Here is a 13645-nt window from a genome sequence, read left to right as displayed (position 1 = left end):
TTAAGTTTTGCTATTGTAGTATCACTTAATAGCAACTGTATTTCCTCTTCATTTAGCATATTTTTTAGCCAAGATTTTTCTATGTTTGTAAGTCTAACAGGTACTGTTGTCTTATTATCTACTTTAATATTAGGATAATATACTCCATTCTCTTGTTGAAGCAAATTAAAGTTTTCATTATCTTCATATTCATTTAAAAGTAATCCTTCAAAAGTTTGAAAATCCTTTCCTATAACTTTTTCCTGAAATTCTTCTCTATCTACTATTTTAATAATATCATCTCTATTCATACCTATTCTACATTCATTAAGTACAGTAAATATAATATGGAAATATCTATTTTTTACTTCATCAAAAAGTTCCATATTGATTAATCATCTCCTTCCAGTCTTCATTAACTCTATTTATAAGCCCTCTGCCCTGTATAATCTTTATATATCCAGAATAACTTCTAATCCATGGAACCATTTCTATGCTATCATTAACAATCATATCTAACTTATAATGCCCTTCTCCTATTCTTTCTATAGTTCCTTTTTGAATCTCTCCCCTAATTTTCTCAATTATGTAATTTTCTTTAGACTCATCTATGGTAATTTCTAAGCTTATCTTTTCTGGTTTACTTCCTGCACCTAAAGGCACACTGGACCAACTATATTGCATATTGCCATTATATAGTGCTTTTAAATTTCTTATTTCATATTTAAACTTGGTAACCTCAACACTTTCTATCCTATCTAGTCTGGATATTACACACCTATTCTCCTTATTATAGGATACTAAATAAAATCTTCCACAGATTATATCATATCTAATTTTATAAGGCCTTAAGGGTTCTTTTGTATTACTTTTTCTTTTAGCTTCCCTGGGAATATAATTAAGTATTATGTATTTTCTTTCGTGTATTGCCTTTAATATTTTACAAAGTATCTGTTCTTCAATCACTGGATGAAAATGAAGATTTTTATATTGAAAATTATCACCTAATTCTATATTTAGTCCTCTTTCATACTTAGCATAATCCATTAAGCTTTGTTCACAATAGTAGCCTGCTGTTACTGGAAAGGATATATTTTTAAATAAAGATATAGCAATAATCAACTCTTCAAGCTCCTTATTGTCTATTTCTTTAAAAATATCCTCTGCAATACTATAATATTTAGTCCTCTTAATTGTCCTATATTTAAGTATTCCAAGACTTTTACACATTTCATTAAGCTTTCTTTCAATAGTTTTGCTACTTATATTGTCATAGGATATTAATCCTTTATCTATCATGTATTCCTCTATATCACGAAAACAACATTCTTTTTCCTTAGCATTTAAAATCATTAAAAGATTAAAATATAATAATAAACCTGCTGAAGTAAAGCTCTTTGTCATATATGTTTTCACTAAAAAATTTTCTGTATTTATTATGGAATCATAGGTCAAAGCTAACAGCTTGTTTCTTCCCTGTCTATCGGTTTTAACAAATGATCCCTCTACATATTGTTGTATTCTTCTTATTTCATAGCTTATCTTTCTTGAGCTAAGATTTCTCTTACCTCCTAAATCTTCCCTAGAAAAGCATCCATATAGGAACACATCCCTAAGAATTGCTCTTATTATATTATAGTGTTTAATAAAATCGTTAAACATTAAGTTTTCTCCTCTACTGTTATTTTACATCAATCATTAGTTAAATTAGTTTCTATATAAAAAGTATAGCTTGTATGAATAATTTTTTACAGACAAAAAATTTGCTATAATAGAAAAATAGTAGTTCCACTTACCCTTGGAACTACTATTTTGGCTCTTCTATTACTTTATTGAATAGTTTCTATTTAAGGTCATCTCATATAAATGCAATGTATAAAAATCAATCTTTGCAGGATTCTTGATCCAATTTTCAATTAGCAGGTAACTTTATTTGGACACCTAATTTCAATAACTGTTTAAAGATTAAATTTAACCAATAACTTGTACTACTTCTCCTTGCTGATTTCTTATCTCCGTTTTTTCTATTGTAAATTTTATTTTTTTCATTGCTTTTAAATTAAAGCTTTTTTCCTTTGGAATTAATTCGGAAGCTATTTCAATTACTATTTCTTCATTTATCATAAGTTCTAAATTATTTTTATCAACTTTTACACATGGTTCCTTTGAGTAATTAATAATTATATTATGTTCCTTCCCTACAAGCATTAGTGATCTATCTTTTAAAATGCGCCCTTTTAAAACTTTTCCTATAGTTTCAGCTTGGTGTGCACCTATAATAATTTCATAACTCTTACCTTTAAATAATCCTTTACTCTCTTTCCAAGAAAGCTTATCATTGAATAAGGTTCCTGTGCTTGATCCATCTTTTTCAATACCTTTTTCTACTAATGCTCTTATCTCTTCATTATTTAATAAAGATTGTCTATTTAAATCAGTTATATATAAAGGCATATATTTAGAAAACACCTTTAAAACTTCACTGCCATTCCAACATTTTATTGCATTTTCTTCATCTACAGTTATACCTACTATTTGTAAAAATTCAACTTTCCCATTTTGTGTATCTATACATGGTAATTCTGGATCTTCTGCAAAAACTATAGAACCTATTAGCGAGTCTGTACCAGCTGCAATTGGTCCATTAGCATTTAAATAATGTCCTGCTGCAAAATAGTTTCCTGTAGAAAATACATACCTTGCAATATTTTGAATAAAATTCAAAGCCCAATTTGGTGGTTCACTGTCTAAAGCTTCTTTTTTTACCCTAAAAGTAAGTTCAAATCCGTATCCACTATAATCTGGATCTTCCCATTCTTTCTCATAAATCTCTGAAAATCCATATGTAACAAAATGCCAATGTGGTATAGGTTCCTTCCTTTCATAAACACTTATTCCTTCTAAAGGATCATTTCCTCCTAAAAAATAAGGAATTATTGTGCCATAATGTTTAGGCTTTTGATTTTTGTATATTTTTTCTAATGCATCATCAATTGCTTGCCACCCTATAGCCTGTACTTCTTCATTATCCTTTTTACACATAAAATGCCTCCTTTATAAAAATGGCTCTATTATCTAAACACTTTCATCTAATTTTTATGTACCTTACCCTATATTATTAATTATTTATAGAATTTGTATCATCTGAACTATAATCATATCCATTATTTTGAACCCTTCCTTTTGTGACTTCCTCGATTCTATCTGGAATTAGATACCTTAAATCTAAATCTAGATTTTCAAGCTTTTCTGGATTTAATTTTATAGCAATTGTACCTATATATTAATTACATTCTTTCTTTTGGAATTACAAATTTATAGACTTTTCCTATTGGAAATTCATTTTCATTATCAAAGGGATATATATGATATTAAACTTGTCCATAAAATGTATAATTTTACAATCTTCTCCGAAGGAAAATTCATCCTCCTCATAACCAAACTCCACCTGAGTCTAAGAATCACTTGATATGAAAGTAATTATCACCATTAATTGTCTTTTATTATTTTCGACTATTAAAATGAAATCTTGTGTATTTTTATGTTTTTAATTATTATTTTCATATACATTACAAAAGTCCCTTATGATTTTGTTAAATATAGAACTATTTTAGGTTATTTAACATTGGATAAAAAATAAAACTATACAATTATAAAATGTATAGTTTCATTTTTACTATTATTTTTTTAGTGCATTTTCAATAGACTTTAAATAAGCTTTGCTTGTAACTGTAGCACCTGAAATAGCATCTACATCTATATTTTGCTTTTCTATTACTTTTTTAAATAGTTTTTCTCTAACATCATCTTTTTTAATAATAACATCTTTTACTATATGAATTTTAGTTATTTTATGATCCTTAATATTTACATTTACAGAGTTCGTCCATCTTCCGCTTTTATATTCTCCACTATACACTCCATCATTTAAATGTGATAACTTAACATTATGAATCACTACTTCACTTCCAGTTTTAAGTCCTCTGGTAAGAAAAAATATTCCTCCTGTAAATATTAAAACCACAATAATAATTATAGATAATATGACTTTAAAAAAAGATTTAATTTTAACCACCTCTTATATTAAGTTAATTAATTATTCATCACTTTTATAAATTTACTAATATTCTCACTTATTATATTAGATACATCTTCATTAATTTTACATACCTTCTTAATTATAAATTTTTCAAAAAAATTCATTTTACTAAAAATAACTTCTCCTCCAAAGTACTCTTTGGCAACAGCTTTAGATAACAATTCTTCTGGAAAAACATTATTAAGTTCCGCTTTCCCTTTTTGTTCCTCTATCATACCACATATAAATAATCCAATATTCTTATCTTTTAATTCATTAATATTTTTGCAGCAAAATTCAGTTATTCCCTTTTGAATCTTTCCCGCGTATACTGATCCTCCAATAATGATATTATCAAATAAACCTATATCTGGTACACTGTCTTTTTTTATGTCCACAGTTACAACTTCTCCATGAAGTTTATCCTTTAACTCTTTACTGCATTTTTCCACGCATCCATGTTTAGATCCGTAAACTATAAGTGTTTTCATAAATTATTACCTCCTTATTTGAGCTCTTACGAGCATATTTTTTAAGGCTAATTTTTTTCATATTTCACTTTACACTATCATTTGTATAAAAAGATTTCTTGACTTTAGAGAGAGTTTTTACTCCCACTTTAAAAAAGATGGTGGTATTAAAGCGGATAGCCATCGGATAAAATAGTATCTATCCAAATAAATACTATTTTATCCGATGCTATAGACTATTTAGTTATTAGACAATCCTTTAATAAGAATTTCAATATGATGATTTATAAGCCTTTCTTTTTGCTTCTCACACATATTTTTTTCTAGTATCAATCTAGAAATAAGCCCTTGAGTGGATGTTAATATTATTTGAGCAGTAAGTTCTATATCCATTTTTCTAAATTTATGTTTTTCAATTCCTATTTCTATTAACTTACAAAGCTGTCCTATACTTTTTCTCTTTTTTCCAATTCCCTGTTCTAAAATATTTACTTTTTCCTGTATACCTTCAATGTCATTCATTAAAATAGCCCTAAATTGTTCAGGTATTTCTAACATAAGTTCAATATATGCCCTTAGCGTATTTTCTATTGTTTTATCTGGATTTTCACTATCTACAGGAATAGCACTTATAGTTTTTAATATATTTCCATAACCATCCTCCACAATAAAATTCACTATCTCAGCTTTGTCTTTAAAATAATGATAGATAATCCCTGGAGAATACTCTATCTTACTCGCAATTTTTCGAATAGATAAATTTTCGTAACCCTCTTTAACTAATATATTTTTTGCTGCATCTATTATCTTTTTTTTAATAACTTCTTTTTCCTGTTTCCTTCTTTCGGTAATTCCCATATTTTTCCTCCTCTGCATTTAACACTGTAAGAAAATCGAACATCGTTCAATTTTATTTTATCATTAATCTATATGGATGTAAATACATGAAACATATTCTCCTAGAATTAAAGAATTTATATTAATATATTAAAAGAGAGTCATATTCATATAAAGATACTTTCTATATGAATACAACTCTTTATTTTATATTAAATTTATAAATATTTTAAAAATATTTATTAAAAACATCTTATTATTTACCCATTTCAGCTATTCTCCAACCGCTTTTTTCAGCTTCTTTTTTCATGGTACAAAGATGAAAATCAGCACCATCATCTGATGTGATAAATTCAAAGTATTTAAAATCAGCTGTTGCCTTATAGATTAGTGTTTTGTCGTCATTATCAGCACTATCTAATTTTTTTACTTCTAATAGCTTTACACTTTTTATATTTGTATCACCAGCATCTTTTTCCTTGTTAAATAAATAATGATTATCCATATTAGATGTTAAATACTGGCATAAGGTCTTTCTTGTAATGGTTGCCCACTGCATTTTAGTATCATTTTTATCCAATGCTTTATAATGTTCCTTGATTATATCCTCTGGTTTCATTTTAGATAACTTTATTTCTAATTCGTCATCATAATTAATATAATTTTCAATCCACTGATCCCAATTTTTTTCTGTAATATTTTCCAGTGACTTTCTATCAAGAGAACAAGCAAATGAATAATGTCTTCCCATATCTATATATGCTCCAATTATTTTATCCTTATACTTTAAAATAACTCCCCTTGCATTTCTTTGAGGTTTCAAAAATTCTGGCAAAGGTTCCCTTAGTATATAAATTTCCGCTGTTATATTCTTTCCAAGATAGTTCCTAAAATTCAATCCAATTTGCTTAGACAATTCATTATTATAGGCCCAGTATATCTTAACTGGATATTCCCCTGCATTATGTTTTAAATTCTCTGGAAGCTTTTCTTTTAAAGTATTTATTTTATAATCAACAGTCCAATTATATTTTTTAAATAAATCTAATACTGGCTTTTCAATATTTGTATCAAATTTTTGATACTCAATTAAATTACACATATATCTAAAGAAATCATATTTAGGTTTTTTAATCTTTCCTCCTGTTTCTACATATCCAAATTCATAAAGGCTGTCAAATGAAAAGAAAATCTCTTCTTTACTTCCATCCTTTTTAGTTAAAATTAATTTATTACCATTACAATTCATCTTCTCCATATCTTCTAATTTTGTTTTGCCCTTTACCGTTTCACTATTTTCTATCATAGACATAATATCATTGATTATTTTTTTATCTTTAATTGATATATTTTTTAACTTAAAAGGACTAGCAGCATACTCGGCATTATTAAATGTAAAGTCAATTTTTTTAAATGTAAAGTCATTTTTTCCCTTGATGTCTTTATTGGTTAGAGTTACTATCATTATTAGACCTATCAATGTTATACAAAATAATGTAAACCAGATCTTTGGTTTCCTATAGTTCATTATATTTTTAATTCTTGTCTTTATATTTGTTTTTCCAAAACCTATAAAATTCTGTTCTAAAGGATGTATCTGTTTATCAGCAATATCTATTAGTGAATTAGCATAATCCCGTCTTATATCATTTCCCCAAATTCTCATTACATTTTCATCACAGGAAAGTTCCATATCTTCATTAAATAACTTTGCTGCTAACCAAATTATAGGATTAAACCAATATATAGCTACTACTATAACCCATATTAGTTTTAGTATATTGTCATACCTTTTAATATGTATCAATTCATGGATTAATATATGCTTTGATTCCTCTTTTTGTATGGTATCTTTCATAGAGTTTGGTATAATAATTCTTGGTCTAAAAAACTTATATACCATAGGACTTTCTATGCCACACAATGTATAAACATTAATATTTCTCCTTATCTTTACCTTTCTTTTAAGTTCTTCTATATCAAAATTATAAATATTGGACATTTCTAATATCTTTGAAGCCTTATAATATTTAATTAGTCCATGTAATATTAAAAATGCCAATCCTACTATCCATAGTATAGCTGCTGCAAATATAAACTTTTCCATTAAACTTACTGAAGTAGTAGCGTTTCCAATGTCAGTAATAGTTGATGATGCATTATTGATGGTAATGTTAGGTATTGTTTTCCTTTGCACTTCACCAATTATAACCCTGTCCATTACTGTATTTGATTCTGGTATATAATTAAATAAACTTAATCTAGATACAAAGTTTGTGGGAAATATTAATCTAACTAAAACAGCAAACCAAAGATAATAAGAAAAATTTTTAGGTAATCTCCTACCAAATGTAAATCTTATTACAATTATAAATAAAGCTATTATTGATCCTTTAATACCCATACTAACAATGGCCCTAAATAAACCTTCTAGCATACTAGTCATCCCCTATTTCAATTTATTAACAATTTCTTTAAGCTCTTTTATATCTTTTTGGGATAAATTATCCTTTTGAAGAAATGTTGCAAAGAACTTTTTAATAGAGCCATTGTATACCTTATCTATTAATTCCTCCGTTTCTGATAATTGAACTGATTTCCTATCTATAAGTGCAGATACTATTGAATTTTCATTAGATATAATGTTTCTTTCTTTTAATCTTCGTATCACTGTATAAGTAGTAGATTTTTTCCAACCTAATCTCTCATAAGCTAATTTTACTAAATCAGAACTTTTAATAGGTGAGTTTTCCCATATAATCTCCATAAATTTAAATTCAGCATCAAATATCTTGCAGTCCTTCATAAAATCCCTCCTTGGTTTAACATATTAAACCTATTTACTTTAGTTTATCCCATTAAACCAAAGTTGTCAACATTTGGATACATTTTTAAAGCTGTAACTTAATTGATTTATATTATAAACCTACTTTTATCCCCTATATTAACTAGTGATAATCTATGCAAAGCTCTTGTGCAAGCAATATATAAAAGCTTTTTATCCTCCTCTGTATTATAGTTTTCATCATCAGTTCCATAAACAATAACTCCATCAAATTCAAGTCCTTTAGCCATATAAACAGGAACTATACTAGTTCCACTAATATCATTACTTTTGTTAGTAATAATATTAATTTCTATTCTATCTTTTAATCTTTCATAAAGATTTTGTGATTGCTTCATGCTTTTACATATAATTGCAATTAATTCACATCCATACTCTTTATATTTTAGTATATAATTTATTACAGTTTCATCTAGTTCAGATACACTCAACTTTGAAACTATTTCTGGTGGTTCCTCATGTCTTTCAAATCTCTCTACTTGAAAATTCTCATGAAGAAATTTGCTACTAAATTCATTTATTTCATAGGAATTTCTAAAACTTTTATGCATAGATACCACTGTACTTTTAGATTTATTTAATATTGCTTTAATGTCATCATAAATGCAGATATCTGCTTCTTTTCCTATAGTCTGATTTATATCACCTAGCACTGTATATCTAGCATTTTTAAACATTTCCTTTAATATTTCAAAATGTATAGGGTAGTAATCTTGTGCTTCATCAACAACAACTTGTTTGATATCTTTATACTTGTCATATCCGCTAATTTTCACTTTTAAATATGTTAGTGCTAATATGTCTTCATATAACATAGCATCTTCATTATTACTTGAATTATTTAATATATCATCAATATTATCTGGTAGCCTAATGCCCTGCGCCAGCCTATAAAATAAGTCTTTATTTTGTAATAGTCTTTTATATACATTGATATAATCAATTTGGGTAAACTTTTTAATCTCTTTAAGTAATTTAGAACTTTCCTTTATTGAAATTAACCTTGCCAATGATTTTATTTCAAATTGATGTTCAGGATATCTACTTACAAAGGCCTCTAGCTTTTTTATACGTTCTTTTCTAATTGGTTTTATCTTATCTAATATTCTTACTTCGATTGTTTTAAGTCTCTTTTCAATGGGAATATCTATACTATCATTTAATAAAAATTCTTTTATCAAATGTCTATTCGCCATGTATTCTCCATTATAATAAATATCTCTAAAGTCTATCATTTTACGTTGAAAATACCATATAAATCTATTAAGGATTGTTACAAACTCTTTTGAAGTTTTAAATTCTAAACTGCTTTTTATAATATTTTTCTTCTTCTTGTGTTCGCAAACTATTATTTCTTCTAATGTATCATTTTTGGATTTAATACACCTATTATTAAAATTTTCTGAAAATATATTTTCAAATGTCAGTCTTATAATATTCTCTTCTCCAAGCTCTGGAAGAACATTTTCAATATACTTACTAAATAACTCATTAGGTGAAATTATTACTATATTGTTTGCATAAAGCTTTGTAAGAAGCCCTTGGTACATTAAAAACGCTACCCTATGCATTGCTATAGATGTTTTACCACTTCCTGCTACTCCTTGCACTATTAAAAGTTCACTTTCAATATCACGAATTACTATATCTTGCTCTCTTTGTATTGTTTCAACAATAGTTTTCATCTTTGAAGATGTATTTTTAGCTAACACACTTTTCAAAGTATTATCCATAATATTTAAACTAGAATCAAAAAAATAATTTATTTTTCCATTCTTGATATCATATTGACGCTTAAGTAAAACTTCACCCTCCACCTCTCCATCTGGTGAGTTATATTTTGCATTACCTAACTCGTATCTGTAAAATATGCTAGCAACAGGTGATCTCCAATCATATACATAAAAATCATAGGTTTCTTCATCTAAAAGATTAGAAACGCCTATATATATTTTTTCTTTATAGCTTCCCTTTTCTAAAAAATCAATTCTTGCAAAATAGGGTTTTTTAAGCATTCTCTTATATTTATCTATGTTCTTCTCTATTTTTTCATAGCTTGTTGTTTGCCCTTGAACAATTGCTAAATTCTGCTTTATGTCTGCTAGTCTATCAATATCATCAATAAAATGTACAGTATTTTCCCACATATGCCGTCTAACATAAATTAATTCCTCTTTAGCTTTTGATGCTTTGTTTGACTCTATATCTAAATTCTTGTTTATAAGTGACATTGTATTCTCAAGATAAGAAACTTCACTTTTTAATTCCTCATCATAATTACTCATAAAACCCCTCCCCCTCATTTAATAGAAGTCTTGTAAGTTTAATTGCTTCCTCAGTTACATATTTTTTAAAATCTATTTCATCCTGTATTAATGATCTTTTAGCAATATATATGGATACTTCTCCATGTATATAACAATGTACATTGTGTAACACATATTTAATTTTCTCTTTATTAGGAGTAAAGCCATAAAGATTATGCCAAATATTTTCTATTATATCTACAAATGCATTCACGGTTTCTACTGTAGCTATCTTATCATCTTCTGGACGTTCACCCTGTATTATTTCAAACCATGCAAGACGAAACCACCCTTTATTGTATAAAGGGAACTCCACAAAACAACTAAAAAAACATTGTAATTTTAATCTATAATCATCTATTTGTGATATCTTTTCACTAAGTCCATCCAAAAATTTTTTTAATATTGCTATATGAGTACACCATAATAAATCATCAAAACATCCAAAATGATTATATAAATTTGTATGAGCGCACCCTAGTTCACGAGCAATTCCCCTTAAGTTTACATCTCTTATATTTTCTTTATCCTTTATTAACCTTAATGTTTGTTCAACTATTTGTTCCTTTGTAATACCCTTTTTCATTGATATCTCCCCTCATAAATATTCTTATTACCACTGGTAATAAGAATTATACTATTTATTATTGTGAAGTCAAGTAAAATTTATGCATTGAAGTGATTATTAGATTTGGGTGAAGCTTGCTATAGTATTTATGGTACAAAAATACCGTACTGCTTTTTAATATACTGCTTTTATAATAAACAGTTCATATAAAAAACTATTTATATAAATTAGGCATATCATTTTACAGTACGGTAAAAAAATATTATTTTCTATTTTTACTTATTTCTTTCTCTTTGAATAAAATAATACTCTAATACTTTCTTTTCCATAGGTATAACATGATGACTTCCACCTCTTGATTTAACATCTTCAATAACAGTAGCTAATACCATCTTAGGATTATCAGTATTCATAGCAACAAGCCATCCATATTCTTCTCCAGTAGTATCCTCAACACTTTTTTTCAATTCTGCTGTACCTGTTTTTCCAGCCAATTTTACTCCATTTATTTTAACTCCATGTGCTGAACCAGATGGATTCTCTACAACTTCAGTAAGATCTTTCAATAATATATTTGCATTTCCCTCAGAAATAACACCTTTCTTCCATACTTTTGCTGGTGTCTTATCACCTGGAATCTGAAAAGTAGGTGTCATCATGTCACCTTTGTTTGCTACAGCACTATACATTAAAGCTATATGTAGAGGACTCATGAGAACTTGTCCTTGACCATACCCACTATCTGCTAATTGAATATCATTTTTTATAGTATTATCATAAGAAATTTGAGATTTTGCAATTGGGTAATCTATAGGTAGCTTTTCTCCTATACCCAAGGCTTTTGCTTTTTCTATAAAGGACTCTTTGCCCATTTTAAGTGCTTGTTGTGCAAAATATATATTATCAGAATATATAAAAGCATTCTTTAGATCTATTGGTTTTCCTGGGTCTGCCACCCTTGTAACTTTATATCCTCCCCAACTAGCATTAGGCTGCCACTTATTTCCTTGTATGTTAATGGCTTCTGATGGATTTATACTTCCTTTTTCTAATCCTGCTATTGCAGTAAATAACTTAAAGGTAGAGCCTGGTACATAGGAAGCTTTAAATCTATTATCAAATTGTATATTTTTATCCTTTTTCCATTGTGTTTTAATACTTTCAGGAGCATAGGTAGTAAATAAATTTGGATCAAATGCCGGCGAACTTACCATAGCTAAAACTTCTCCAGTTTTAGGATTTATAGCTGTAGAAGCTCCTTTATCCCCATTCATACTTTCATATATTTCCTTTTGAAGTTCCGTATCTATAGAAAGAGTTATGTTCTCTCCATCTTTTGGTTCTGTTTTTGCTATTTGTATTTTTTCTGATTCTCTTCCATCCTTTTGTTTGGATATATAAATAAATTTCCCATCTTTAGCTCTTAATCTACTTTCATAAACTTGTTCTAATCCTCTTTTCCCTATCTTGCTTGTAGAGCTATATCCTTGACCTTGGAATTTTTTAAGTTCTTCTGCTGTTATATCAGCTACATAACCTATTAATGGTCCTATAGCTTCTCCACCTTGATAAACTCTACCTTCCGATTCCTTATGTATTATTCCACGAATTTGCTTAGCATCTGCAATTATATCTTTTTTGTCAGCAGATATATTAACAATAGGTACAAAATATTCAGGGTTACTGTTAGCTTTCAATTTATCTTCTATTACCGAAGGTTTTACATCCAAAATTTTTGCTAGCTTTTTAATATTCTCATCTTTATTTAAATTAAAATCCACAGGTTTAATTCCAATAGTTACTACAATATCATTTATAGCAAGACCATATTTATTTCTATCATAAATTTCTCCTCTTTTAGCTTTAATAGTTTCCACTCTAACCTTATCTTTAGCTTCCATTTGAGGAAATATCATTCTTTCACTCCAATTAACGGTCCAAACTTTTTTACCATCTACCTTTTCTTTAATCATAGGTGCATCATAGTCCTTAACATTTATCTTTCCAGCTACAGTTGTCATAGTTAAAGAAAAAGGGATCTTTTCTGCATTTTTATCTGTATCTTCTATATTTATAGAAATATTATTTGCTTCTATACCATCGTAAATGTTGGAATATCTGCTTATAAAATTCTTTTCACTAATCTTAGCTTTTGCTTCATTAGATAACATGGCATACATGTTTTTATAATCTTTCTTCTGCCAATAATCTTTATATATATTAAAAGTTTCTAAAGAATTTTTGCCTTTGAAAGAACAACCACCTAAGCTAAAAGTTACTGAAATTAATATCATTATTGCAATTAATACAGTAAATGTTTTTTTAAAATTTGCCTTTAACATAAATTATCTTTAGTGAAAGTCATATGACAATTATTAAACCCTCACTAAAATCCACCTCTTTTCTATATAATTTTTGCATTTAACCTTGCTTACTTTGAAACCTTACAAAGTAATTATCGTATGTAAAAAACTTTTTTCATTGTAATAATCTTCAAATAATAGATTTAATCATAATGTAATTATACCACAACAAGTAATATTTTAGATTTATAGTTAGCAT

At 27.5% G+C, this 13645-nt stretch carries 10 protein-coding genes; all 10 read right to left on the bottom strand.

Annotated features, from left to right (window positions below; genetic code table 11):
* Positions 1-351: 351 nt before the first annotated feature.
* The 10 genes from J2Z24_RS04660 to J2Z24_RS04615 all read right to left on the bottom strand — a co-directional run bounded on the left by J2Z24_RS04660 (position 352) and on the right by J2Z24_RS04615 (position 13425).
* Positions 352-1641, bottom strand: coding sequence for a helix-turn-helix transcriptional regulator (locus J2Z24_RS04660; RefSeq protein WP_035146567.1), 1290 nt, complete (start codon positions 1639-1641; stop codon positions 352-354).
* 309 nt (positions 1642-1950) lie between these two features.
* Positions 1951-3021, bottom strand: coding sequence for a suppressor of fused domain protein (locus J2Z24_RS04655; RefSeq protein ID WP_035146566.1), 1071 nt, complete (start codon positions 3019-3021; stop codon positions 1951-1953).
* Positions 3022-3658: 637 nt separating this feature from the next.
* A complete protein-coding gene (locus tag J2Z24_RS21260) occupies positions 3659-3937 on the bottom strand; it encodes an FMN-binding protein (protein WP_162175678.1) in 279 nt (92 codons plus the stop codon).
* A 134-nt stretch (positions 3938-4071) separates the two neighbouring features.
* A complete protein-coding gene (locus J2Z24_RS04645) occupies positions 4072-4548 on the bottom strand; it encodes a flavodoxin domain-containing protein (protein WP_035146564.1) in 477 nt (158 codons plus the stop codon).
* Positions 4549-4767: 219 nt separating this feature from the next.
* Positions 4768-5385 (bottom strand): TetR/AcrR family transcriptional regulator, encoded by a 618-nt coding sequence (locus J2Z24_RS04640; protein WP_111947526.1) that lies wholly within the window; start codon positions 5383-5385, stop codon positions 4768-4770.
* A 235-nt stretch (positions 5386-5620) separates the two neighbouring features.
* The gene (locus tag J2Z24_RS04635; protein WP_051593186.1) at positions 5621-7801 is read right to left on the bottom strand and encodes a M56 family metallopeptidase; all 2181 of its coding nucleotides are present in this window, start codon (positions 7799-7801) and stop codon (positions 5621-5623) included.
* A gap of 12 nt (positions 7802-7813) precedes the next feature.
* A complete protein-coding gene (locus tag J2Z24_RS04630) occupies positions 7814-8170 on the bottom strand; it encodes a BlaI/MecI/CopY family transcriptional regulator (RefSeq protein WP_035146560.1) in 357 nt (118 codons plus the stop codon).
* A 107-nt stretch (positions 8171-8277) separates the two neighbouring features.
* Positions 8278-10494 carry a HelD family protein gene (locus J2Z24_RS04625; protein WP_035146558.1) on the bottom strand — a complete coding sequence of 739 codons (2217 nt, stop codon included), beginning with the start codon at positions 10492-10494 and terminating at the stop codon, positions 8278-8280.
* Positions 10487-11101 carry a TetR/AcrR family transcriptional regulator gene (locus tag J2Z24_RS04620; protein WP_035146556.1) on the bottom strand — a complete coding sequence of 205 codons (615 nt, stop codon included), beginning with the start codon at positions 11099-11101 and terminating at the stop codon, positions 10487-10489. Before J2Z24_RS04620 ends, J2Z24_RS04625 begins: the two co-directional genes overlap by 8 nt.
* 257 nt (positions 11102-11358) lie before the next feature.
* On the bottom strand, positions 11359-13425 hold the full coding sequence (locus J2Z24_RS04615; protein WP_035146554.1) for a penicillin-binding transpeptidase domain-containing protein: 2067 nt from the start codon (positions 13423-13425) through the stop codon (positions 11359-11361).
* Positions 13426-13645: the final 220 nt, after the last annotated feature.

It is taken from the genome of Clostridium tetanomorphum, assembly GCF_017873215.1.
Classification (GTDB): Bacteria; Bacillota; Clostridia; order Clostridiales; family Clostridiaceae; genus Clostridium_AO; species Clostridium_AO tetanomorphum.
Note: the sequence above shows the minus strand (reverse complement) of the source record. Positions and strands in the feature narration are given on the sequence as shown.

Coding starts and splice junctions, on each gene's coding strand:
- J2Z24_RS04660 (WP_035146567.1), bottom strand. CDS start 1,641: ATGTTTAACGATTTTATTAAACACTATAATATAATAAGAGCAATTCTT.
- J2Z24_RS04655 (WP_035146566.1), bottom strand. CDS start 3,021: ATGTGTAAAAAGGATAATGAAGAAGTACAGGCTATAGGGTGGCAAGCA.
- J2Z24_RS04645 (WP_035146564.1), bottom strand. CDS start 4,548: ATGAAAACACTTATAGTTTACGGATCTAAACATGGATGCGTGGAAAAA.
- J2Z24_RS04640 (WP_111947526.1), bottom strand. CDS start 5,385: ATGGGAATTACCGAAAGAAGGAAACAGGAAAAAGAAGTTATTAAAAAA.
- J2Z24_RS04635 (WP_051593186.1), bottom strand. CDS start 7,801: ATGCTAGAAGGTTTATTTAGGGCCATTGTTAGTATGGGTATTAAAGGA.
- J2Z24_RS04630 (WP_035146560.1), bottom strand. CDS start 8,170: ATGAAGGACTGCAAGATATTTGATGCTGAATTTAAATTTATGGAGATT.
- J2Z24_RS04625 (WP_035146558.1), bottom strand. CDS start 10,494: ATGAGTAATTATGATGAGGAATTAAAAAGTGAAGTTTCTTATCTTGAG.
- J2Z24_RS04620 (WP_035146556.1), bottom strand. CDS start 11,101: ATGAAAAAGGGTATTACAAAGGAACAAATAGTTGAACAAACATTAAGG.
- J2Z24_RS04615 (WP_035146554.1), bottom strand. CDS start 13,425: ATGTTAAAGGCAAATTTTAAAAAAACATTTACTGTATTAATTGCAATA.